The following is a 22,907-nucleotide window of genomic DNA, read 5'->3' on the forward strand; positions in this document are numbered from 1 at the left end:
GACTGGATCGCCGTGCTCGCGGCGATGCTCGGCGCCTTCATGGCGGTGCTCGACATCCAGATCACCAACTCCTCGCTGAAGGACATCCAGGGCGCGCTGGCCGCGACCCTGGAGGAAGGCTCGTGGATCTCCACCTCCTACCTGGTGGCCGAGATCATCATGATCCCGCTCACCGCCTGGCTGGTGCAGCTGCTCTCGGCGCGGCGCCTGGCGGTGATGGTGTCGATCGGCTTCCTGTTCTCCTCGCTGCTGTGCTCCTTCTCCTGGAACCTGGAGAGCATGATCGTGTTCCGCGCCATGCAGGGCTTCACCGGCGGCGCGCTGATCCCCCTGGCCTTCACCCTGAGCCTGCTCAAGCTGCCGGACCACCACCGGCCCAAGGGCATGGCGCTGTTCGCCATCACCGCCACCTTCGCCCCGTCGATCGGGCCGACCCTGGGCGGCTGGCTGACCGAGAACTTCGGCTGGGAATACATCTTCTACATCAACATCCCCCCGGGCCTGCTGATGATCGCCGGGCTGCTCTACGGCCTGGAGAAGAAGCCGCCGCACTGGGAGTTGCTGAAGAGCACCGACTACGCCGGCATCGTGACCATGGCCGTCGGCCTGGGCTGCCTGCAGGTGTTCCTCGAGGAAGGCCATCGCAAGGACTGGCTGGAGTCGAACCTGATCGTCAGCCTGGGCAGCATCGCCCTGGTCAGCCTGATCCTGTTCGTCATCCTGCAGACCTCGCGGCCCAACCCGCTGATCAACCTCGGCATCCTGCGCAACCGCAACTTCGGCCTGTCGAGCATCTCCAGTGTCGGCCTGGGCATGGGGCTGTATGGCTCGATCTATGTGCTGCCGCTGTACCTCGCGCAGATCCAGGGCTACAACGCCATGCAGATCGGCGAGGTGATCATGTGGATGGGCGTGCCGCAGCTGTTCCTCATCCCGCTGATTCCCAAGCTGATGAAGATCATCCAGCCGCGCCTGCTATGCGCCATCGGCTTCGGCCTGTTCGGCCTGGCGAGCTTCTGCTCGGGGGTGCTCAACCCGGACTTCGCCGGCCCGCAGTTCAACCAGATCCAGTTATTGCGCGCGCTCGGCCAGCCGATGGTGATGGTCACCATCTCGCTGATCGCCACCGTCTACCTGCAACCGCAGGACGCCGGCTCCGCCTCCAGCCTGTTCAACATCCTGCGCAACCTCGGCGGCGCCATCGGCATCGCCCTGCTGGCGACCCTGCTGGATAGCCGCGCCAAGGTCTACTACGACTACCTGCGCGAGGCCGTGGTGCCGCTGAACGGCGCCGTGGACGAGCGCCTGGCGCAGTTGACCACGCAGCTCGGCAGCCAGCAGGCGGCGCTGGCGGAGATCGGCCAGATCGTCCACCAGCAGGCGGCGATCATGGCCTACAACGACGCCTTCCACGCCATCGGCATCGTGCTGGCGATCAGCATGCTCGCCGTGCTGCTGACCCGCCCGCTACCGGCCGGCTTCGGCGCCCAGGCCGGCGCCGGCGCGCACTGACGACGGCGCCGGTGGGGGTCAGCCGACCTCCACCAGGCGCTCGCGCAGCTTGTGGATTTCGTCGCGCACGGCCGCGGCGGACTCGAACTCCAGGTCGCGGGCCAGCTGGTACATCTTCTCCTCCAGCTGGCGGATGCGCTTGCCGATCTCGTTCGGCGAGCGCAGCTCGCCCTCGTAGCGGCCGCTCTCCTCCGCCACCTTGGCCACCCCACGGCGCTTGCCCTTGGCGCCCGGCACGCTGGCGCCCTCGAGGATATCCTTGATGTCCTTCTTCACGCCCTTGGGCACGATGCCGTGCAGCTCGTTGAAGGCGAGCTGCTTGTTGCGCCGCCGCTCGGTCTCGTCCATCGCCCGCTGCATCGAGCCGGTGACGTTGTCGGCGTAGAGGATCGCCTTGCCGTTGAGGTTGCGCGCGGCGCGGCCGATGGTCTGGATCAGCGAACGCTCGGAACGCAGGAAGCCTTCCTTGTCGGCGTCGAGGATGGCCACCAGTGACACCTCGGGCATGTCCAGGCCCTCGCGCAACAGGTTGATCCCCACCAGCACGTCGAAGGTCCCGGTGCGCAGGTCGCGGATGATCTCCATGCGCTCGACCGTGTCGATGTCCGAGTGCAGGTAGCGCACCCGCACGTCGTGGTCGCCCAGGTAGTCGGTGAGGTCCTCGGCCATGCGCTTGGTCAGGGTGGTGACCAGCACGCGCTCCTGCTGGGCGACCCGCAGGCGGATCTCCGAGAGCAGGTCGTCGACCTGGGTCGAGGCCGGGCGCACCTCGATCTGCGGGTCGACCAGGCCGGTGGGGCGCACCACCTGCTCGATCACCCGCCCCGCGTGCTGCTCCTCGTAGGGGCCCGGCGTGGCCGAGACGAAGATGGTCTGCGGGCTGATCGACTCCCACTCCTCGAAGCGCAATGGCCGGTTGTCCAGCGCCGAGGGCAGGCGGAAGCCGTACTCCACCAGGGTTTCCTTGCGCGAACGGTCGCCCTTGAACATGGCGCCGACCTGCGGAACGCTGACGTGGGACTCGTCGATCACCAGCAGCGAGTTGGCCGGCAGGTAGTCGTAGAGGGTCGGTGGCGGCTCGCCGGGGCCGCGCCCGGAGAGGTAGCGCGAGTAGTTCTCGATGCCGTTGCAGTATCCCAGCTCGAGGATCATCTCCAGGTCGAAGCGGGTGCGCTGCTCCAGGCGCTGGGCTTCCACCAGCTTGTTGTTGTTGCGCAGGTAGTCCAGGCGCACCTTGAGCTCTTCCTTGATCTGCTCCACCGCCTCCATCAGGGTCTCGCGCGGCGTCACGTAGTGGCTCTTGGGGTAGAAGGTGAAGCGCGGCAGCTTGCGGATCACCTCGCCGGTCAGCGGGTCGAAGGCGGAAATGTTCTCCACTTCGTCGTCGAACAGCTCGACGCGGATCGCCTCCAGCTCCGATTCCGCCGGGAAGATGTCGATCACGTCGCCGCGCACGCGGAAGCTGGCGCGGGCGAAATCCATGTCGTTGCGGGAGTATTGCAGGCTGGTCAGGCGGCGCAGCAGCTCGCGCTGGTCCATGCGGTCGCCGCGATCCAGGTGCAGGACCATCTTCAGGTAGGACGCGGGGTCGCCCAGGCCGTAGATCGACGACACCGTGCAGACGATGATCGCGTCCTCGCGTTCGAGCAGCGCCTTGGTCGCCGACAGGCGCATCTGCTCGATGTGGTCGTTGATCGACGAATCCTTCTCGATATAGGTGTCGGAAGACGGGACGTAGGCTTCCGGCTGGTAGTAGTCGTAGTAGGAAACGAAGTACTCCACCGCGTTGTGCGGGAAGAAGCTCTTGAACTCGCCATACAGCTGCGCGGCCAGGGTCTTGTTCGGCGCCAGGACCATGGTCGGGCGCTGCACCTGGGCGATCACGTTGGCGATGCTGAAGGTCTTGCCGGAGCCGGTCACCCCCAGCAGGGTCTGGTGGGACAGGCCCGCCTCCAGGCCCTCGACCATTTGTCGGATCGCCTCGGGCTGGTCGCCCGCCGGCTTGAAGCGCGAATCCAGTTGGAATGTCGACATGGGAACCTCGCTGTGGGGTGTGACGCGGGCGCGGCTGCGGCGTCAAACCAGGCGAAAGCATGCGCGATCAACTCGCAGCCTGCCATAGAGGCCTATATAATACCGGCCCGTCGACGCATCCCCCAGCGCCGTGCGCGGGGGTTGCAATTGCATCTTCACTCCCGCCTTAGAGCTGCCGCCAAAATGAGTCTGTTCTCCGCTGTCGAAATGGCCCCCCGCGACCCCATCCTGGGCCTGAACGAAGCTTTCAACGCCGATACCCGCCCGGGCAAGATCAACCTCGGCGTGGGCGTGTACTACAACGAGGAAGGCCGCCTCCCGTTGCTACGCGCCGTACAGGCCGCGGAGAAAGCCCGCATCGAGGCCCACGCGCCGCGTGGCTACCTGCCGATCGAGGGCATCGCCGCCTATGACCAGGGCGTGCAGAAACTGCTGTTCGGCGCCGATTCCGAGCTGCTGGCCGAAGGCCGCGTGGTCACCACCCAGGCCGTGGGCGGCACCGGCGCGCTGAAGACCGGCGCCGACTTCCTCAAGCGCCTGCTGCCCAATGCCACCGTCGCCATCAGCGACCCGAGCTGGGAAAACCACCGCGCGCTGTTCGAAGCCGCCGGCTTCCCGGTGCAGAACTATCGCTACTACGACGCCGCCAGCCACGGCGTGAACCGCGCCGGCCTGCTGGAAGACCTGAACGCCCTGCCCTCGCAGTCGATCGTGGTCCTGCACGCCTGCTGCCACAACCCGACCGGCGTCGACCTGAGCATGGACGACTGGAAACAGGTCCTGGACGTGCTCAAGGCCAAGGGTCACGTGCCTTTCCTCGACATCGCCTACCAGGGCTTCGGTGACGGCATCGACGAAGACGCCGCCGCCGTGCGCCTGTTCGCCACGTCGGGCCTGAACTTCTTCGTCTCCAGCTCCTTCTCCAAGTCGTTCTCGCTGTACGGCGAGCGCGTTGGCGCCCTGTCGGTCGTGACCAACAGCCGCGAGGAGTCCACCCGCGTCCTGTCCCAGGTCAAACGCGTGATCCGCACCAACTACTCCAACCCGCCGACCCACGGCGCCAGCGTCGTCTCCGCCGTGCTCAACAGCCCGGAACTGCGCGCCCAGTGGGAAGAGGAACTGGGTGAAATGCGCAGCCGTATCCGCAACATGCGCGTCGCCATGGTCGAGCAACTGGCCGCCCTGGGCGCCAAGCGCGACTTCGGCTTCGTCGCCGAGCAGCGCGGTATGTTCTCCTACTCCGGCCTGACCGCCGAGCAGGTGGAACGCCTGAAGAACGAGTTCGGCATCTACGCCGTCGGCACCGGCCGCATCTGCGTTGCCGCGCTGAACAACGGCAACCTGGACACCGTTACCCGCGCCATCGTCCAGGTGCTCTGAAAAAAGTCGGGGAAGTCGTCGCTAGATTGTTGACTTCCCCTTCTTAATCAGTAAGATACGCACCGTTGTTCCGCGATAGCTCAGTCGGTAGAGCAAATGACTGTTAATCATTGGGTCCCTGGTTCGAGTCCAGGTCGCGGAGCCAAATTCGAAAAGCCCTCGGCACATGCCGAGGGCTTTTTCTTTGCGCCGAAGAAAAGCGCCCTGGACGCGTATCCGCCGCAAGGCCGAACTGAAGCGCATCAGGCCTCTCGGCGCCGAGCCCCCCAGACTCCCTTCGGAAAATGAAAAGGGCCGGTCGGATCGACCAGCCCTTTTCTCCATCGCTCCCCGCTCACTCCACCGTCAGCAGGTCACGATTCTTGTCCAGCAGGGCCTTGCCGACCCCCTTCACTTCCAGCAACTGGTCCACGCTGGTGAACGGTCCATTGGCCTCGCGATAGGCCAGGATGGCTTCCGCCTTGGCCTTGCCGATCCCCTTCAGCTTTTGCTCCAGCGATGCCGCGTCGGCGGTATTGAGGTTCAGCTTGTCGCCAGCCTCGGCCGTCACGTGCATCGTCACCGTCGCCGGCTTCAGCGGCTCGACGGCAGGCTCGACGGCGGGCGCAGCGGCGGCCAGCGAATGGAAGGTCATGCCGGAGAACAGGATCAGCAGTGCTGCGAACAGTCTACGCATGGTATCGCTCCTTGAAATGAAGGTATGCGCGAGTCGCCATGGACCCGCCCCGATACCTTCAACCCAGGAAGCAATCCGAAAATAGCCCTTTAACCGGATGGAGCGCCTAAATAGACACCCCTTACGCACTGACGGGAAATCTTCCCCTGCATCAGGGAAGGTTCGCGCAGGCAGCCGTCAAGGCTCCATACGACGCTGCTGGTGCACCAGGTCGACGATGTCGCCGTCCGGGCAGTAGCCGTTCACCGTTTCGCGCAGCAGCATGCGCACCTGGGCGTAATCGCCGGCCTCCACCGAGCGCAGCAGGGAACCCAACACGACCTTGAAGGCGTCCCAGGGCAGCATCTCCTCACTGGCTTTCATGATCATCGGGTGCTCGGTCGCCCCTACCTCGTCACCGATCAGCAGCTCCTCGTAGAGCTTCTCGCCCGGACGCAGGCCACTGAACTCGATGGAGATGTCGCCGTGCGGGGTAGCTTCCGAGCGCACGCTGAGACCGGACAGGTGGATCATCCGCTGGGCCAGCTCGAGGATCTTCACCGGCTGCCCCATGTCGAGCACGAAGACGTCGCCGCCACGCCCCATGGCGCCCGCCTGGATCACCAGCTGGGCGGCTTCGGGAATGGTCATGAAATAACGGGTGATCGCCGGGTGGGTGACGGTCACCGGGCCACCGCGCTTGATCTGTTCGCGGAACAGCGGGATGACCGAGCCGGACGAGCCGAGCACGTTGCCGAAGCGCACCATGGTGAAACGGGTCTTGTTCACCTGATGGACGCCGGCCTTGTCGCCGAACAGGACCGGCGCCTGCTCCTGGCTGAGCGCCTGCAGGATCATCTCGGCCAGGCGTTTGGTGCCGCCCATCACGTTGGTCGGGCGCACCGCCTTGTCGGTGGAGATCAGCACGAAGTTCTGCACGCCCGCCTGGATCGACGCCTGGGCCGCGTGCAGCGTGCCGACCACGTTGTTCAGCACGCCCTCGGAAATGTTGTGCTCGACGATGGGCACGTGCTTGTAGGCCGCCGCGTGGTAGACCGTGTTGATCTTCCAGCTGTTCAGCACTTCGAGCAGGCGTTCGGGGCTGCGCACGGAGCCCAGGATCGGCACCAGCTGCACCGCCAGCGACTCGCGCCGCACGCGGTGCTCCAGCTCCTGGTGGATGCGGTAGAGATTGAACTCGCAGTGCTCGAACAGCACCATCACCGTCGGCCCGCAGGAGAGGATCTGCCGGCACAGCTCGGAACCGATGGAGCCGCCAGCCCCGGAGATCATCACGGCCTGGCCGCGAATGCAGTGTTCCAGCAGCTCGCGGCGCGGCGCCACCGGGTCGCGCCCCAGCAGGTCGGCGATGTCCACTTCCTGGATGTCGTCGACCTTCACCCGCCCGTTGGCCAGCTCGATGAACCCCGGAACGCTGCGCACGTGCAGCGGATAGGGCTCCAGCAGGCCGAGAATCTCGCGACGACGCGCCCGAGTGGCCGAAGGAATGGCCAGGAGCACTTCCTGGGCCCCGGTCTCGTCGATCATCTGCTGAATGTGCCTGGGCTTGAATACGCGCAGGCCGGCGATCACCCGATCGGCGATCTCGTCGTCGTCATCGATGAAGGCCACCGGGCGCATCGCCCGACCCAGGCGCAGGGCCGCCACCAACTGGTTGCCCGCGGAGCCGGCGCCATAGACGACCACCTTGATCAGGCCGTCATCCTGTCGCCCCAGGAAAGGCACGCCCTGCACGGTGCCGTACCAGTCACCCATGAAGTACTGGCGCATGACCAGGCGCAGGCCACCCACCATCACCAGGCTCAACCACCAGTAGTTGAGCACCAGGGAGCGCGGCACCGCCTCGATCACCGAGCGGTTCCAGTAGACCACCAGCGACAGCACCAGGGCCGAAATGGTCACCGCCTTCCAGATCGCGATCAGCGCGTCGTTGCCCAGGTAGCGCATGACCGCCCGGTACATGCCGAAGCGGATGAACAGCGGAATGGCGATCAACGGCGCGGTGATGAACAGCCAAGCGTGCACCCGGAAGGGATAGGCCAGATCATCCGTGCCCAGGCGCACCACGAAGGAGAGCCACAGCGCCATCCATACGAGGAAGACGTCGGTGACCACCTGCAGCATGCGTTTGTAACGACGTGGGAGCCTCAGAAGGCGCTCTCGCAGCATATCCTTTCGTCCTTTTCGAGCTTGGGAGTCTTCTCCCGCCTTACATTGACCACCATTTCCCATGGAGTTCAGCGCAATTTCCCTATTCCGGGGCTCCCGCCCCCAAGATCGCGACGACCAGCACCAATGGAGCATAGGCAACAATCAGCCCCAGCACGCCATCGATCCACCCCAGCGTCACCAAAACCGCGATCGGTAACAGCCACGCGAGATTGACCGCGACCACCGCGAGGCTGACCGCGCGGTGCTGCCCGAGCCGGCGCGAGGCACGCTGGTACGCGTGGCTGCGATGCGCCAGGTAGACGCGCTCGCCGCGCAACAAGCGACGCGCCAGCGTCCAGGTGGCGTCGACCACGAAGACCCCGAGCAGGATGAGCCAGGCCCAGAACAGTTGCGGCGCCGTCCAGGCCGCCTGCAGTGACAGACCGCCCAGCACCAGGCCGAGGAAACCGCTGCCGGCGTCACCCATGAAGATTCTTGCCGGCGGGAAGTTCCACAGCAGGAATCCCAGCGCCGCCGCCGCCAGCAGCAGCGGCAGACCGGCCTGCGCGCCCGCCCCGACGAACCAGTAGCACAGCGCGCCGCCGACGCAGACGGTGATGGCTTCCAGGCTGGCGATGCCGTCGATGCCGTCCATGAAGTTGTAGAGGTTGAGCAGCCACACCAGGTAGAAGAGCGCCGCCAGCCAGCCGACGACCCCGAGGTCCCAATTCGCCCCGGCGACCGGCAGCGCCGGCAAGCCTCCCAGCACGTAGAGCAGCAGCGCGGCACCGAGGAAATGCCCCAACAGGCGCCAGCGGGCCGGCACGGGACGATGATCGTCGACGAAGCCGACCAGGGCTATCAGGGCACCCGGCAGGACCAGGCTGAGCATCTCGCGCGTATCGGCCAACCCCAGCCACCAGGCCAGCAGCAGCACCAACAGGAAACTCAGGACGATCGCCACCCCGCCACCGCGAGGAGTGGGCACGCTATGCGAACTGCGCTCGTTCGGCACATCCATGACGCTGCGCGCCAAGGCGTAGCGACGCACGCTGGCGGTACCCGCCCAGGCCAGAAGCACGGCGAGGAGCAACAGCACGACAGTCATCGGCCAGCCTCCCGGTACCAGCTCGCGGTGACGGCGAGCGCCTGCGCGACGCCCACCGGCGGGCGCCAACCCAGCAGCTCGCGATTCTTGTCGACGCTTACCTGCAGCGAACCGAGCACCCGCTGCGCCTGCTCACGACGCCCGAGCAGCGCGGCGGCGCCGTGCAGCAGGAATTCCGGCACCGGCAGCTGCCGTGACGGCACGCCAAGGGCAACCGCCAGGTGGCGGCACAGCTCGGCGGTAGAGAGATCGTCATCGTCGCTGGCCAGGAACACCTGATTGGCGGCGCGCTCGTGGGCCAGGCAGACCCACACGAGGTCGACCAGGTTGTCCCGGGAAACCAGGCTGCGCTTGTTGCGCACCCAGGCGAAAGGCAGCGGGACCTGCCGCTGCACCGCGCGCATCAGGGCGGCGAAATTGGCTCCCACACCCGGCCCGTAGACCAGCGGCGGGCGAATGACCACCACTTCCAGGCCGGTCTCCGCGGCGAGGGCCGCCAATGCCCTCTCCGCCTCCAGCTTGGAGACACCGTAGGGGTCCGCTGGCGCGGGCGCGTCATCGGCGCGGAACGGCCGCCCCGGCAGCGTGGCCTCGCCATTGACCTTGACCGAGCTGATGAAGATGAAGCGGCGCACCCCGGCCGCGGCGGCCTGGCGCGCAAGATCGAGGGTCGCCTGCAGGTTGATCGCGCGAAACGCGGCCAGCGGATCGGCGGAGGTTTCCCGCATGACATGGACCCGCGCCGCCGCATGCACGATCACATCCACGCCACGCAGCGTCGGCCGCCAATCCCTTGCGCCCTCCAGTCCGTCGATGGGATGAACCTCGACACCAGGAAACTCGCCGCCCAACGGTGAGCGCACGGCCACCGCGAGACGCAACCCGGGCTCAGCCGCGAGTCGCTCGAGCAACCCTCGCCCGACGAAGCCGGTAGCCCCCGTCAAAAGTACTTTCAAACCCACTCCCCAGAAACCCAGGCGCCGGGAATGTCCCGCGCGATATCCATTTCAAGCATCAAGGTTGCGGCGTCACTATTGGTCTGAGTGTGTTCCAGGCATGGCAGCCAGGGCACTGCCAATGCAGTTCGCGGCCGGCGAACCCACAGTTGCCGCAGCGGTAGCGCGGCATCGACTGGTAGAGCCCGGCGATGATCGGCTGCATGCGCGCAACCATCTCCGGATCGGCGCGCCCGCCGCCAAAGCTTGCCAGCACATCCAGCAGGCCGCGCCAGGAGGGCTGCTGCTGCACGCGGGCGAGCAGCCTGCCACGCCAGCCCTGGGCGTCGGCATCCAGCTCGGCGAGGATCGCCAGCAGCGCCGGCGGGGCGTCCGGAGCCTCCGCCAGGCGGCGCAGGCCGGCGAGAATCTCCGGCTCGGCGCTGCGCTCGCGGCGACGCAACAGGGGCAGCAGCTCGCCCAGGAAGCTGGCGTCCGCCGTGCACAGCTCGGCGATGGAAGCGTTCGCGGCGGGGAAATTGCCCTGCCACAACTCGCAGTCCAGGCGAATCAGCAGCGCCCTTACGCAATGCGGATCGACCCGCAGTGCCTCGTTGAGCTGCTCCCGGGCCTTCGCGCGCTCGCCGGCGCGCACGCGCTCCTGGGCCAGCTCGCAGTAATAATTGGCCAGCACCGCCTTCAATTGCGGTCGCTGGCTCACCAGGCGCGACGCCAGGTCGACGGCGCGGGCCCAGTCCTTCTCGCGCTCGGCGATGCGCCTGAGCTCGTCCAGGGCTTCCAGGGAACTGGCCTGGTCATCGCGCCCCATCAGCTCGTCGAGCAGTTCCTCGGCGCGCCCCAGCAGGCCGCCGGCGATGAAGTCGCGCGCCAGCTCCAGGCTGATCTGCGCGGACAGCACGGCATTGTCGCCGGCCTTTTCGAGCAGTTCCTGGTGGATCTGGATGGCCTTTTCGATATCGCCGCGACGGCGGAACAGGTTGCCGACATGGACATGGCTTTCGAGGGTGTCGGCGTTCAGCGACAACCCCTGGGAGAGGCGCTCGAGTGCGTCGTCAGAGTGCCGGTCGAGCAGGTTGTGCATGTTGCGCACCCGCTCGCGCAGCGCCTCGTCAGCCGCTGCCGGGATGCTTCCGGGGCGCGCGGAACGCCGGCCCAGCCACCAGCCCACGGCGAGCGCGAGAACGAACAGCAGCCAAGCGAGAAGGCTGGACATGCGGCGTCACTGGGTCTTCAGCGACTGGTCGCGCAGGTTCTGGTTTTCCTTGCGGAAGCGGGACACCTCGGAACGCAGCCCGGAAAGGTGCAGGCGCGTACGGGCGCGGAAGGGAATGCTCAGCAGCAGGCCGATGACACCACCGACGACGAAGGCCAGGGTGACGAAGACCACCAGCGGCCACTCGGGCGTCTGCCAGCCGAGGAAGGACAGCTGGACCTTCTGCAGGTTTTCCAGCACGAAGACGACGACCACCGCGCACAGCAGGATAGCCGCCAGGAAGGCCAGAAAGCGTTTGAGCCTAAGCATGCGAAATCCTCGATCGTTCCAGCCGGCTACTCGAGCTCGTCATTGACCCGGTCGCGCAATTCCTTGCCCGGCTTGAAGTGCGGAACGAATTTACCATCCAGGCGCACCGATTCGCCGGTCTTCGGATTCCGGCCGACGCGCGGCGCGCGGTAATGCAGAGAGAAACTGCCGAACCCACGGATCTCGATGCGATCGCCGGTCGCCAGAGCCTGGGACATCTGCTCAAGCATGGTCTTGATCGCCAGCTCCACGTCCTTTGCGGAAAGCTGCCCCTGATGGGTAACGATTCTCTCGATCAACTCCGACTTGGTCATGGTTTTCCCTTCTTTTTCAAGCGGCTAGATCAGCTCTAGATTCTTTTAGCACGCTGATCAGGCTTTGAACAGCCTGAAGGAGGGAAAACGAAAAAGGGCGACCGAAGTCGCCCTTTTCCTTGAAAGAATCAGGACTTAGCCCTGGTTCTCCATTTGCGCACGGATCAGATCACCAATGGTGGTCGGACCGGTGTTTTCTACGTCTTGCTTGCTACGCAGTTCTTTCATCGCATCTTTCTCGTCATCAACGTCCTTGGACTTGATGGAGAGGCTGATGACGCGGCTCTTGCGGTCGACGCTGATGATCTTGGCTTCGACTTCTTCGCCTTCTTTCAGAACGTTACGAGCGTCTTCAACGCGGTCACGGCTGATTTCGGAGGCTTTCAGGACGCCTTCGATGTCGTCGCCCAGGCTGATGATGGCGCCTTTGGCGTCAACTTCCTTGACGATACCGCGAACGATGGTGCCTTTCTCGTGCTGGCCGGCGTAGCTGGAGAACGGATCGTCTTCCAGTTGCTTGATGCCCAGGGAGATGCGCTCGCGCTCCGGATCGACGGAGAGGATGACGGTTTCCAGCTCGTCGCCCTTCTTGAAGCGACGTACGGCTTCTTCGCCGACTTCGTTCCAGGAGATGTCGGACAGGTGAACCAGACCGTCGATGCCGCCTTCCAGGCCGATGAAGATACCGAAATCGGTGATCGACTTGATGGTGCCGGAGATCTTGTCGCCCTTGTTGAAGCGGCCGGAGAAGTCTTCCCACGGGTTGGACTTGCACTGCTTGATGCCCAGGGAGATACGACGACGCTCTTCGTCGATGTCCAGAACCTGAACTTCCACTTCGTCGCCAACCTGAACGACTTTCGACGGGTGGATGTTCTTGTTGGTCCAGTCCATTTCGGAGACGTGTACCAGGCCTTCCACGCCCTCTTCCAGCTCGGCGAAGCAGCCGTAGTCGGTGAGGTTGGTGACGCGGGCCATGACGCGGGTGCCTTCCGGGTAACGAGCCTTGATGGCAACCCACGGGTCTTCGCCCAGTTGCTTCAGGCCCAGGGATACGCGGTTGCGCTCGCGGTCGAACTTCAGAACCTTGACATCGATCTCGTCGCCAACGTTGACGATTTCCGACGGGTGCTTGATGCGTTTCCAAGCCATGTCGGTGATGTGCAGCAGGCCGTCTACGCCGCCCAGGTCCACGAATGCGCCGTAGTCGGTGAGGTTCTTGACGATACCTTTGACTTGCTGGCCTTCCTGCAGGGATTCCAGCAGGGCTTCGCGCTCGGCGCTGTTCTCGGCTTCGAGGACGCTACGACGGGAAACGACAACGTTGTTGCGCTTCTGGTCCAGCTTGATGACCTTGAACTCGAGCTCTTTGCCTTCCAGGTGAGTGGTGTCACGCACCGGACGCACGTCGACCAGCGAACCCGGCAGGAACGCGCGGATGCCGTTGACGTCGACGGTGAAGCCACCCTTGACCTTGCCGTTGATAACGCCCTTGACCACTTCGTCGGCAGAGAAAGCAGCTTCCAGAACAATCCAGCTCTCGGCACGCTTGGCTTTTTCGCGGGACAGCTTGGTTTCACCGAAGCCGTCTTCTACCGCGTCCAGCGCAACGTGGACTTCGTCACCCACACTGATGGTCAGCTCGCCCTGTTCGTTGTAGAACTGCTCGACCGGGATGACGCCCTCGGATTTCAGGCCGGCATGGACGGTGACCCAGTCACCATCGATGTCGACCACGATGCCGGTGATGATTGCACCCGGCTGCATGTCGAGGGATTTCAGACTTTCTTCAAAGAGTTCTGCGAAGCTTTCGCTCATGTCTATACCTGTAGTCAAAGGCTTGTAAGCCCGATTCCGCGTCACCAGCCAACGCGGTCAAGTGATGAAAAAGAAGCCGCCAGGATCAAGACTGGTATCCTGTCGGTCCCCGGCCGCGCCCATCGGATGACGGGCGCTCCACATTCAGATTTTTCGGGTTGCTTCGCCAGATATGGGCAAAAGCCTCCCAATACAAGGTCTGGAATGTTAGCAACCGCCGTCACAGGCGTCAAACGCCAACGGTGTCGCTCAGGCATCCAGGCCCAGTTTGGCGACCTCGGCGAGGATGCTGTCCACCACGCCGTCGATGCTCATGCTCGTGGAGTCGACCACGATAGCGCCCTCGGCGGGTTTCAGCGGCGCCACGCTACGCTGGCTATCCCGTTCGTCGCGTGCGCTGATTTCCGCGGTCAGCGCGACGATGTCGCACTCGATGCCCTTGCCCTTGAGCTGCAGGTAGCGACGGCGGGCGCGCTCCTCCGCCGAAGCGGTGAGGAAGATCTTCAGCGGCGCGTCGGGGAACACCACGGTCCCCATGTCACGCCCGTCGGCCACCAGGCCCGGCGCCTCGAGGAAGGCGCGCTGGCGCTGCAACAGCGCGTCGCGCACCGCCGGCAGCGCGGCGACCTGGGAGGCGCCGGCGCCGACCTGTTCGGTGCGGATGGTGTCGGTGACGTATTCGCCTTCGAGGATGATGTGCTGACCCTGGCCGCCCTTGGCGTGGGTGAACTGCACGTCCAGGTGCGCGGCCAGGACCTTGAGGGCTTCCTCGTTGGTCAGGTCGATGCCGTGGTTGCCGGCGGCGAACGCCAGCAAGCGGTAGAGCGCGCCGGAGTCGAGCAGGTTCCAGCCCAGCCGCTTGGCCAGGATGCCGGCCACGGTGCCCTTGCCCGAGCCGCTGGGCCCGTCGATGGCGAGTACCGGCCAGGCCGAGGCGAAGTCGGAGGCGGCCATCAGTTGCCCTCCTCCGCCACGCGGATGCCGGCGCCCGCGGCCAGGCCGAGGAAGTTCGGGAACGAGGTGGCGACGTTGGCGCAGTCGTGGATGCGGATCGGCGCCGAAGCGCGCAGCGAGGCGACGCTGAAGGACATGGCGATGCGGTGGTCGCCGTGGCTCCAGACTTCGCCGCCGGCGTAGGCGCCGCCGTCGATGATGATGCCGTCCGGGGTCGGCTCGCACTTCACGCCCAGCGCCAGCAGGCCGTCGGCCATGACCTGGATGCGGTCGGATTCCTTGACCCGCAGTTCTTCCGCGCCGCGCAGCACGGTGCGGCCTTCGGCATTCGCGGCGGCGACGAACAGCACGGGGAATTCGTCGATGGCCAGCGGCACCAGGTCTTCGGGGATGTCGATGCCCTTCAGCTTCGCCGAGCGCACGCGCAGGTCGGCCACCGGCTCGCCGCCGACTTCACGCTGGTTTTCCAGGGTGATGTCGGCGCCCATCAGCTTGAGGATGTCGATCACGCCGGTACGGGTCGGGTTGATGCCGACGTGTTCGAGGACGATCTCCGAACCTTCGGCGATGCTCGCCGCGACCAGGAAGAAGGCGGCGGAGGAAATGTCGGCCGGCACCTCGATCTGGGTGGCGGTCAGCTTGTGGCCCGACTCGACCCTGGCGGTGGCGCCCTGCACGTCCACCGGATAGCCGAAGCCACGCAGCATGCGCTCGGTGTGATCGCGGGTCGGGGCCGGCTCGGTGGTCGAGGTTTCACCGGCGGCGTAGAGGCCGGCGAGTAGCAGGCAGGATTTCACCTGGGCACTGGCCATGGGCATGTCGTAGTGCATGCCGGTCAGCTTCTGGCCACCCTTGATGTTCAGCGGCGGACGACCTTCGGCCGCGGTCTCGATGACCGCGCCCATCTCGCGCAGCGGCTTGGCCACGCGGTTCATCGGGCGCTTGGACAGCGACGCATCGCCGGTCAGCACGCTGTCGAACGGCTGCGCCGCCAGCAGGCCGCTGAGCAGGCGCATGGAGGTGCCGGAGTTGCCCAGGTAGATCGGACCCGGCGCCGGCTTCAGGCCGTGCAGGCCGACGCCATGCACGGTGACCCGGCCATGGTGCGGGCCTTCGATGACCACGCCCATGTCGCGAAACGCCTGAATGGTGGCCAGGGCGTCTTCGCCCTCGAGGAAGCCTTCCACCTCGGTGGTGCCTTCGGCCAGCGAGCCGAGCATGATCGAGCGGTGGGAGATGGACTTGTCGCCCGGAACGCGTACGCGCCCGGACAGGCGGCCACCCGGCTGGGCCAGGTAAATCAGGTCGTTGTTATGCATGGCGTCCACATAGGCCCGGCGGGCCAGGATTTTGCTGAAATGTTCACGGGCGACGCGGGCGCGGGTGAAGACGCCCATCAGTTGTTGCCCGTCCCCTGCGTCGACGGCCTCGCGCAGGGCGTCGAGGTCGTCGCGGAAGACGTCGAGGATGCGCAGCACCGCCTTGCGGTTGGCAAGGAAGATGTCGTGCCACATCACCGGGTCGCTACCGGCGATCCGCGTGAAGTCGCGGAAGCCGCCGGCGGCATAACGGAAGATTTCCAGATTTTCGCTGCGCTTGGCCAGCGAGTCGACCAGCGTGAAGGCCAGCAGGTGCGGCAGGTGGCTGGTGGCGGCGAGCACTTCGTCGTGGTGCTCGACTTCCATCAGCTCGACGTCCGCGCCCAGCTCGCGCCACAGCGCCTCGACGCACTGGATCGCGTCTTCCTCGGCATTATCCAGCGGCGTGAGGATGACTTTATGACGGCGGAACAGTTTCGCGTTGGCCGCCTCCACCCCGCTCTGCTCGGAACCGGCGATCGGGTGGCCGGGCACGAAGCGCGCCGGCATGCCGCCGAACACCGCGGTCGCGGCGCGCACCACGTTGCCCTTGGCGCTGCCGACGTCGGTGAGCACGGCGCGGCCGAGGTCGAAGCCGGCCAGTTCGGCGAGCACCTTCTCCATGGCCAGGATCGGCACGGCGAGCTGGATCACGTCGGCGTCGCGGCAACCTTCGCGCAGGCTTTCCTCGCAACGGTCGACCACCCCCAGCTGAACGGCCAGGCGGCGGGTTTCCGGGTCACGGTCGACCCCGACGACTTCCTCGAACAGGCCTTTCTCGCGGATGCCCTTGGCAAAGGAACCGCCGATCAGGCCGAGCCCCACCACCACCAGGCGGCGGAGCTTGCGCGGCATCACCTCAGGCACGGCCGAGGACCTTGGCCAGGGCGTCGAGGAAACGCGCGTTCTCCTGCGGCAGGCCGATGGAGATGCGCAGGTGTTGCGGCATGCCGTAGCCGCCTACAGGGCGAACGATCACACCTTCGGCGAGCAGGGCCTGGTAGACCGGGCCGGCGTCGCGCTGCAGGTCCACGGCGAGGAAGTTGCCCTTCGACGGGATCCAGGCCAGGCCCAGCGCACGCAGGCCATCCTGCAGCTGCTGCATGCCGGCATCGTTGACGCGCTTGCCTTCGGCCAGGTACTCGGCGTCGTCCAGCGCGGCGCAGGCGGCGGCCAGGGCCAGGCTGTTGACGTTGAACGGCTGGCGCACGCGGTTCAGCACATCGGCGATGCGCGCCGAGGAGATGGCGTAGCCGACCCGCAGCGAGGCCAGGCCATAGGCCTTGGAGAAGGTGCGCGAGACCAGCAGGTTCGGGTAGCGGGCCAGGTAGGTCAGGCCGTCGGGCAGCTCGTCACCCTCGGCGTACTCGATGTAGGCCTCGTCCAGCACCACCAGGACGTTCTCCGGCACGCGAGCGAGGAAGCGCTCCAGCGCGTCAGGGCCGAACCAGGTGCCGGTGGGGTTGTTCGGGTTGGCGATGAAGACCACGCGGGTGTTGGCGTCGATCGCCGCCAGCATGGCTTCCAGGTCGTGACCCCAGTCCTTCGCCGGCACGCTGCGACCTTCGGCGCCGACGGCCTGGGTGGAGATCGGGTAGACGGCGAAGGCGTACTGGCTGAACACGGCGTTCAGGCCCGGGGCCAGGTAAGCGCGAGCGACCAGGTCGAGGATGTCGTTGGAACCGTTGCCCAGGGTCACTTCGGCGGTGGAGACGCCGCAGCGCTGCGCCAGCTTGCTCTTCAGCTCGAAGCCGTTGCCGTCGGGATAGCGGGTCATTTCCGCCAGCTCGGCGCGGATCGCCTCCAGCACCTTGGCGCTGGGGCCGAGCGGGTTCTCGTTGCTGGCCAGCTTGACGATCTTCGCCGGGTCCAGGTTGAGTTCGCGGGCCAGCTCGTCGACCGGCTTGCCCGGGACGTAGGGCGAGAGTTTCTGTACGCCCGGCTGGGCCAGGGCGAGGAAGTCACACGACATTGCTACAAGCCTCAAGCTGAGGGCCGCCCGCCGGGAACCCCAGGGCCGAGCAGCCCGGGCTCGCGGCGAGCGACCGGCGGTTCAGAGAACCGCTTTGGGGTAGGAGCCCAGCACTTTCAGCGCCACGGCTTCGCTGTTGATCTTCTCCAGCACGTCCTTGATCAGCGGGTCCTTGTGGTGGCCGACGAAGTCGATGAAGAACACGTAGGTCCACTTGCCGCTGCGCGACGGGCGGGTCTCGATGCGGGTCAGGTCGATGCCGTTGGTGTGGAACGGCACCAGCAGCTCGTGCAGCGCGCCGGGCTTGTTGCGCATGGAGACGATGATCGAGGTCTTGTCGTCGCCGGTCGGCGGCACTTCCTGGTTGCCGATGATGAGGAAGCGCGTGGAGTTGTCCGGGCGGTCCTCGATCTTCTCGTGCAGCTTGTCCAGGCCGTACAGGCTGGCCGCCATGTCGCCGGCGATGGCCGCGCTGTTCCACTCGCTCTTGACCCGCTTGGCGGCGTCGGCGTTGCTCGGCACCGCCACGCGCTCGACGTTCGGGTAGTGCGCGTCCAGCCACTTGCGGCACTGGGCCAGGGACTGGGCGTGGGAATAGATACGGGTGATGCTGTCGGTCTTGGTGTTCTCGCCCACCAGCAGGTGATGGTGGATGCGCAGCTCGACCTCGCCGCAGATCACCATGTCGTGCTCGAGGAAGCTGTCGAGGGTGTGGTTGACCGCGCCCTCGGTGGAGTTTTCCACCGGAACGACGCCGAAGTTCACCGCTCCGGCGGCCACTTCACGGAACACTTCGTCGATGGCGGTCATCGGCGTACTGATCACCGCGTGACCGAAGTGCTTGAGCGCCGCGGCCTGGGTGAAGGTGCCCTCGGGGCCGAGGTAGGCGACCTTGAGCGGCTGCTCCAGGGCCAGGCAGGAGGACATGATCTCGCGGAACAGGCGCGCAACTTCCTCGTTGTCCAGCGGGCCCTTGTTCAGTTCCATGATGTGCTTGAGCACCCAGGCCTCGCGCTCGGGCCGGTAGAACACCGGCTTCTCGCCTTCGGGCAGGGATTGCATCTTCACCCGCGCCACGTCGGTGGCGCAGCGGGCGCGCTCGCTGATCAGCTCGAGGATCTTCTCGTCGAGGCTGTCGATGCGAACGCGCAAAGCCTTGAGCTGGTCAACGTCGCTCATCAGCCGTGCTCCTTCTCGAACTCGGCCATGTAGCCCACCAGGGCCTCGATGGCGTCCAGGCCCAGGGCGTTGTAGATGGAGGCACGCATGCCGCCCACCGAACGGTGGCCCTTCAGGTTGAGCAGGCCGCGCGCGTCGGCGCCTTCGAGGAAGGCCTTGTCGAGCTTCTCGTCGGCCAGGCGGAACGGCACGTTCATCCAGGAGCGGGCGCTGGGCTGAATCGGGTTGGTGTAGAACTCGCTGCCGTCGATGAAGCCGTACAGCATGTCCTTCTTGGCGCGGTTGCGACGCTCCATGGCGTCGACGCCGCCCTGCTCCTTCAGCCACTCGAAGACCAGGCCGGAGAGGTACCAGGAGTAGGTGGCCGGGGTGTTGTACATGGAGCCGTTATCGGCGGCGACCTTGTAGTTGAGCATGGTCGGGCAGATGCTGCGGGCGCGGCCGAGCAGGTCTTCGCGAACGATCACGACAACGAGGCCGCTTGGCCCGATGTTCTTCTGCGCGCCGGCATAGATCAGGCCGAACTTCGACACGTCGATCGGGCGCGAGAGGATGTCCGAGGACATGTCCACCACCAGCGGCACGTCGCCGACCTGCGGAATCCAGTCGAACTCCAGGCCGCCGATGGTCTCGTTGGATGCGTAGTGCAGGTAGGCGGCGTCCTTGCTCAGGTTCCACTCGTTCTGCCCGGGAATGGCGAAGTAGTCGTACCTGGACGCGCTGGCGGCGACGTTGACGTTGCCGAAGCGACGAGCCTCTTCGATGGCCTTCTTCGACCAGATGCCGGTTTCCACGTAGTCCGCCACGCCGTCTTCGGGCAGCAGGTTCAGCGGAATCTCGGCGAACTGCTGGCTGGCGCCGCCCTGGAGGAACAGCACCTTGTAGTTCGACGGGATCGCCATCAGGTCGCGCAGGTCCTGCTCGGCCTTCTCGGCGATGGCCACGTAGTCGTCGCTACGGTGGCTCATCTCCATGACCGACAGGCCCTTGCCCTGCCAGTCCAGCAGTTCGGCGCGGGCGCGCTCCAGCACCTCGGTGGGGAGTGCCGCCGGGCCGGCGCAGAAGTTATAGGCTCGCTTGCTCACGTCTTCAGTCTCGCTAATCAGTCTTCGCTGGCCTGCGGCGCTTCCTCGGCCGCGGCTTCGCCTGCTTCTTGGTTCTCGTCGAGCGCTTCGTCGTCCACGACTTCGCCTTCGACGACGGTCGGTTCCTGGACCCGCTCCAGGCCCACCAGGGTCTCGTCGCTGGCCAGCTTGATGAGGATCACGCCCTGGGTGTTGCGGCCGGCGCCGCGGACTTCGTCGACGCGGGTGCGGACCAGGGTGCCCTGGTCGGAAATCAGCATGATCTCCTCGCCGTCGAGCACCTGCACGGCGCCCACCAGGCTGCCGTTGCGCTCGTTGATGACCATGGCGATCACGCCCTGGCCGCCACGGCCGCGACGCGGGTAGTCGGCCAGCGGGGTGCGCTTGCCGTAACCGCGCGCGGAGGCGCTGAGGATCTGCGCCTCGCGGCATTCCGGGATCAGCATGGAGATGATCCGCTGGTCTTCGGCCAGGCGCATGCCGCGCACGCCACGGGCGTTGCGGCCCATGATGCGGACCTTGCTTTCCTTGAAGCGGATTACCTTGCCGGCGTCGGAGAACATCATCACGTCCTTCGAACCGTCGGTGATGGCGGCGGCGATCAGCGAATCGCCCTCTTCCAGCTTCAGCGCGATCAGGCCGTTGGAGCGCGGCTTGGTGAACTGGATCAGCGGGGTCTTCTTCACGGTGCCTTTCATGGTGGCCATGAAGATGTACGCGCCGGTCGGCTCGTCCTGGCTGAAGTCGGCGTCATCGCCCTCTTCGGCCTCTTCGCTTTCCACCACTTCGGCGACCTGCTCGGCGACCACGTCGTCGTCATCGCCATCGTCGCCGGCGAACTGCGCGCGCACGGCTTCCAGGTCGATCTGCAGCATCGCGGTGATGCGCTCGCCCTCGTCCAGCGGCAGCAGGTTGACCAGCGGACGGCCGCGCGCGGTACGCGAGGCTTCCGGGATCTCGAAGGTGCGCAGCCAGTAGACCTTGCCCTTGCTGGAGAACAGCAGCAGGGTCGCGTGGCTGTTGGCCACCAGCAGGTGTTCGATGTAGTCCTCTTCCTTCACCGAGCTCGCCGACTTGCCCTTGCCGCCGCGACGCTGGGCCTCGTAGGCGGCCAGCGGCTGGGACTTGGCGTAGCCGCCGTGGGAGATGGTCACCACGCGCTCTTCTTCGGTGATCAGGTCGGCGATGGTCAGGTCCACCTGGGACGCGACGATCTCGGTGCGACGGGCGTCGCCGAACTCGGCCTTGACCTTCTCCAGCTCCTCGCGAATGACTTCCATCAGGCGCTGCGGGTTGGTCAGGATGCGGATCAGCTCGCCGATCAGGGCGAGGATTTCCTGGTACTCGGACAGGAGCTTCTCGTGCTCCAGACCGGTCAGGCGGTGCAGGCGCAGTTCCAGGATGGCCTGGGCCTGTTCCGGCGACAGGAAGTACTTGCCGTCGCGCAGGCCGTATTGCGGATCGAGGTCTTCCGGACGGCAGGCGTCGGCGCCGGCGCGCTCGACCATGACTTCCACGGCGCTGGATTCCCAGGGCGTGGCGATCAGGCGCTCCTTGGCCTCGGCCGGGGTCGGCGAGTTCTTGATCAGCTCGATCACCGGGTCGATGTTCGACAGGGCGACCGCCTGGCCTTCGAGGATGTGGCCGCGCTCGCGGGCCTTGCGCAGCTCGTAGACGGTCCGCCGGGTCACCACTTCGCGGCGGTGGCGGATGAAGACTTCGAGCATGTCCTTGAGGTTCAGCGTGCGCGGCTGGCCATCGACCAGGGCCACGACGTTGATGCCGAAGACGCTCTGCAGCTGGGTCTGGGCGTAGAGGTTGTTCAGCACCACCTCGCCGACTTCGCCGCGGCGGAGCTCGATGACCACGCGCATGCCGTCCTTGTCGGACTCGTCGCGCAGTTCGGTGATGCCTTCGATCTTCTTCTCTTTCACCAGCTCGGCGATCTTCTCGATCAGCCGCGCCTTGTTCAGCTGGTAGGGCAGCTCGGTGATGATGATCTGCTGGCGGTTGCCGCCCTTCTCCATGTCCTCGATATCGGCGCGGGCACGGATGTAGATGCGCCCGCGACCGGTGCGGTAGGCCTCGATGATGCCGGCGCGACCGTTGATGATGCCGGCGGTCGGGAAGTCCGGACCGGGGATGTACTGCATCAGCTCGTCGACGGTCAGCTCGGCGTTGTCCATCAACGCCAGGCAGCCGTCGATGACCTCACCGAGGTTGTGCGGCGGGATGTTGGTCGCCATGCCCACGGCGATACCGCTGGAACCGTTGACCAGCAGGTTGGGGATCTTGGTCGGCATGACCGCCGGGATCTGTTCGGTGCCGTCGTAGTTGGGCACCCAGTCGACGGTTTCCTTGTCGAGGTCGGCGAGCAGCTCGTGGGCCAGCTTGGACATGCGCACTTCGGTGTATCGCATGGCCGCGGCGTTGTCGCCGTCCACCGAACCGAAGTTGCCCTGGCCGTCCACCAGCATGTAGCGCAGCGAGAACGGCTGGGCCATGCGCACGATGGTGTCGTACACCGCGGTGTCGCCGTGCGGGTGGTACTTACCGATCACGTCACCGACCACACGGGCGGATTTCTTGTAGGGCTTGTTCCAGTCGTTGCCCAGTTCGCTCATCGCGTACAGGACGCGACGATGCACGGGCTTGAGGCCATCGCGCGCATCGGGCAGGGCACGACCGACGATCACGCTCATGGCGTAATCGAGGTAGGACTGTCGGAGTTCGTCTTCGATGTTGACCGGGAGGATTTCTTTGGCCAGTTCGCCCATGAGAAGCCTGGTTCCTTTTGCAGATGGAACTCCGCCTCGCCCATCCCGAGCCCGGCGGAGTGCGGGGGCGCCATCAAAACGCCACCGACTCACAACAAATCAACGACTTAG

Annotated in this window: 17 protein-coding genes and 1 tRNA gene; 3 read left to right on the forward strand and 15 right to left on the reverse strand. The window is 65.7% G+C overall.

What is annotated here, in order from left to right; translation table 11 throughout:
- Positions 1-12: 12 nt before the first annotated feature.
- The gene (locus P3W75_RS16050) at positions 13-1,512 is read left to right on the forward strand and encodes an MDR family MFS transporter (RefSeq protein ID WP_276228324.1); all 1,500 of its coding nucleotides are present in this window, start codon (positions 13-15) and stop codon (positions 1,510-1,512) included.
- Positions 1,513-1,530: 18 nt separating this feature from the next.
- Here the strand turns inward: P3W75_RS16050 and uvrB are convergent, their stop codons facing one another.
- A complete protein-coding gene (gene uvrB / locus P3W75_RS16055; protein WP_276228298.1) occupies positions 1,531-3,546 on the reverse strand; it encodes an excinuclease ABC subunit UvrB in 2,016 nt (671 codons plus the stop codon).
- Positions 3,547-3,729: 183 nt separating this feature from the next.
- On the opposite strand from uvrB, the gene P3W75_RS16060 reads away from it, so the two are divergent.
- Complete coding sequence (locus P3W75_RS16060; RefSeq protein WP_276228299.1) at positions 3,730-4,926, forward strand: amino acid aminotransferase; 1,197 nt, start codon at positions 3,730-3,732, stop codon at positions 4,924-4,926.
- A gap of 69 nt (positions 4,927-4,995) precedes the next feature.
- Positions 4,996-5,071: transfer RNA gene (locus tag P3W75_RS16065), tRNA-Asn, on the forward strand.
- Between the two features lie 189 nt (positions 5,072-5,260).
- Here P3W75_RS16065 and P3W75_RS16070 read toward each other — a convergent pair.
- The 14 genes from P3W75_RS16070 to gyrA form a co-directional block, all read right to left on the reverse strand.
- A complete protein-coding gene (locus P3W75_RS16070) occupies positions 5,261-5,602 on the reverse strand; it encodes a ComEA family DNA-binding protein (protein WP_276228300.1) in 342 nt (113 codons plus the stop codon).
- A gap of 177 nt (positions 5,603-5,779) precedes the next feature.
- Entirely contained in the window at positions 5,780-7,771 is a 1,992-nt protein-coding gene (locus tag P3W75_RS16075; RefSeq protein ID WP_276228301.1) for a polysaccharide biosynthesis protein, read from the reverse strand.
- 82 nt (positions 7,772-7,853) lie between these two features.
- On the reverse strand, positions 7,854-8,861 hold the full coding sequence (locus P3W75_RS16080; protein ID WP_276228302.1) for an MraY family glycosyltransferase: 1,008 nt from the start codon (positions 8,859-8,861) through the stop codon (positions 7,854-7,856).
- Positions 8,858-9,817, reverse strand: coding sequence for an NAD-dependent epimerase/dehydratase family protein (locus tag P3W75_RS16085; protein WP_276228303.1), 960 nt, complete (start codon positions 9,815-9,817; stop codon positions 8,858-8,860). The genes P3W75_RS16080 and P3W75_RS16085 overlap by 4 nt, the downstream gene beginning before the upstream one ends.
- Positions 9,818-9,875: 58 nt before the next feature.
- Positions 9,876-11,030 carry a tetratricopeptide repeat protein gene (locus tag P3W75_RS16090; RefSeq protein WP_276228304.1) on the reverse strand — a complete coding sequence of 385 codons (1,155 nt, stop codon included), beginning with the start codon at positions 11,028-11,030 and terminating at the stop codon, positions 9,876-9,878.
- A 6-nt stretch (positions 11,031-11,036) separates the two neighbouring features.
- Complete coding sequence (locus P3W75_RS16095; RefSeq protein WP_276228305.1) at positions 11,037-11,339, reverse strand: LapA family protein; 303 nt, start codon at positions 11,337-11,339, stop codon at positions 11,037-11,039.
- 26 nt (positions 11,340-11,365) lie between these two features.
- Positions 11,366-11,653, reverse strand: coding sequence for an integration host factor subunit beta (ihfB, locus tag P3W75_RS16100; RefSeq protein ID WP_276228306.1), 288 nt, complete (start codon positions 11,651-11,653; stop codon positions 11,366-11,368).
- Between the two features lie 135 nt (positions 11,654-11,788).
- Positions 11,789-13,471, reverse strand: coding sequence for a 30S ribosomal protein S1 (gene rpsA, locus P3W75_RS16105; protein WP_276228307.1), 1,683 nt, complete (start codon positions 13,469-13,471; stop codon positions 11,789-11,791).
- Positions 13,472-13,720: 249 nt separating this feature from the next.
- A complete protein-coding gene (gene cmk / locus P3W75_RS16110; RefSeq protein WP_276228308.1) occupies positions 13,721-14,425 on the reverse strand; it encodes a (d)CMP kinase in 705 nt (234 codons plus the stop codon).
- Positions 14,425-16,638 carry a bifunctional prephenate dehydrogenase/3-phosphoshikimate 1-carboxyvinyltransferase gene (locus P3W75_RS16115; RefSeq protein ID WP_276228325.1) on the reverse strand — a complete coding sequence of 738 codons (2,214 nt, stop codon included), beginning with the start codon at positions 16,636-16,638 and terminating at the stop codon, positions 14,425-14,427. Before P3W75_RS16115 ends, cmk begins: the two co-directional genes overlap by 1 nt.
- Positions 16,639-16,642: 4 nt before the next feature.
- Positions 16,643-17,755, reverse strand: a complete 1,113-nt coding sequence (gene hisC / locus P3W75_RS16120) for a histidinol-phosphate transaminase (RefSeq protein WP_276228309.1) — start codon at positions 17,753-17,755, stop codon at positions 16,643-16,645.
- 81 nt (positions 17,756-17,836) lie between these two features.
- A complete protein-coding gene (gene pheA, locus P3W75_RS16125) occupies positions 17,837-18,934 on the reverse strand; it encodes a prephenate dehydratase (RefSeq protein WP_276228310.1) in 1,098 nt (365 codons plus the stop codon).
- Positions 18,934-20,019, reverse strand: coding sequence for a 3-phosphoserine/phosphohydroxythreonine transaminase (gene serC, locus P3W75_RS16130; RefSeq protein ID WP_276228311.1), 1,086 nt, complete (start codon positions 20,017-20,019; stop codon positions 18,934-18,936). Before serC ends, pheA begins: the two co-directional genes overlap by 1 nt.
- Positions 20,020-20,036: 17 nt before the next feature.
- The gene (gene gyrA, locus P3W75_RS16135; protein WP_276228312.1) at positions 20,037-22,796 is read right to left on the reverse strand and encodes a DNA gyrase subunit A; all 2,760 of its coding nucleotides are present in this window, start codon (positions 22,794-22,796) and stop codon (positions 20,037-20,039) included.
- Positions 22,797-22,907 lie beyond the last annotated feature (111 nt).

Origin of the sequence: Pseudomonas citronellolis (assembly GCF_029335315.1) — a bacterium.
GTDB lineage: Bacteria > Pseudomonadota > Gammaproteobacteria > Pseudomonadales > Pseudomonadaceae > Pseudomonas > Pseudomonas citronellolis_A.

Coding starts and splice junctions, on each gene's coding strand:
- uvrB (WP_276228298.1), bottom strand. CDS start 3,546: ATGTCGACATTCCAACTGGATTCGCGCTTCAAGCCGGCGGGCGACCAG.
- P3W75_RS16060 (WP_276228299.1), top strand. CDS start 3,730: ATGAGTCTGTTCTCCGCTGTCGAAATGGCCCCCCGCGACCCCATCCTG.
- P3W75_RS16070 (WP_276228300.1), bottom strand. CDS start 5,602: ATGCGTAGACTGTTCGCAGCACTGCTGATCCTGTTCTCCGGCATGACC.
- P3W75_RS16075 (WP_276228301.1), bottom strand. CDS start 7,771: ATGCTGCGAGAGCGCCTTCTGAGGCTCCCACGTCGTTACAAACGCATG.
- P3W75_RS16080 (WP_276228302.1), bottom strand. CDS start 8,861: ATGACTGTCGTGCTGTTGCTCCTCGCCGTGCTTCTGGCCTGGGCGGGT.
- P3W75_RS16090 (WP_276228304.1), bottom strand. CDS start 11,030: ATGTCCAGCCTTCTCGCTTGGCTGCTGTTCGTTCTCGCGCTCGCCGTG.
- P3W75_RS16095 (WP_276228305.1), bottom strand. CDS start 11,339: ATGCTTAGGCTCAAACGCTTTCTGGCCTTCCTGGCGGCTATCCTGCTG.
- ihfB (WP_276228306.1), bottom strand. CDS start 11,653: ATGACCAAGTCGGAGTTGATCGAGAGAATCGTTACCCATCAGGGGCAG.
- rpsA (WP_276228307.1), bottom strand. CDS start 13,471: ATGAGCGAAAGCTTCGCAGAACTCTTTGAAGAAAGTCTGAAATCCCTC.
- cmk (WP_276228308.1), bottom strand. CDS start 14,425: ATGGCCGCCTCCGACTTCGCCTCGGCCTGGCCGGTACTCGCCATCGAC.
- P3W75_RS16115 (WP_276228325.1), bottom strand. CDS start 16,638: ATGCCGCGCAAGCTCCGCCGCCTGGTGGTGGTGGGGCTCGGCCTGATC.
- hisC (WP_276228309.1), bottom strand. CDS start 17,755: ATGTCGTGTGACTTCCTCGCCCTGGCCCAGCCGGGCGTACAGAAACTC.
- pheA (WP_276228310.1), bottom strand. CDS start 18,934: ATGAGCGACGTTGACCAGCTCAAGGCTTTGCGCGTTCGCATCGACAGC.
- gyrA (WP_276228312.1), bottom strand. CDS start 22,796: ATGGGCGAACTGGCCAAAGAAATCCTCCCGGTCAACATCGAAGACGAA.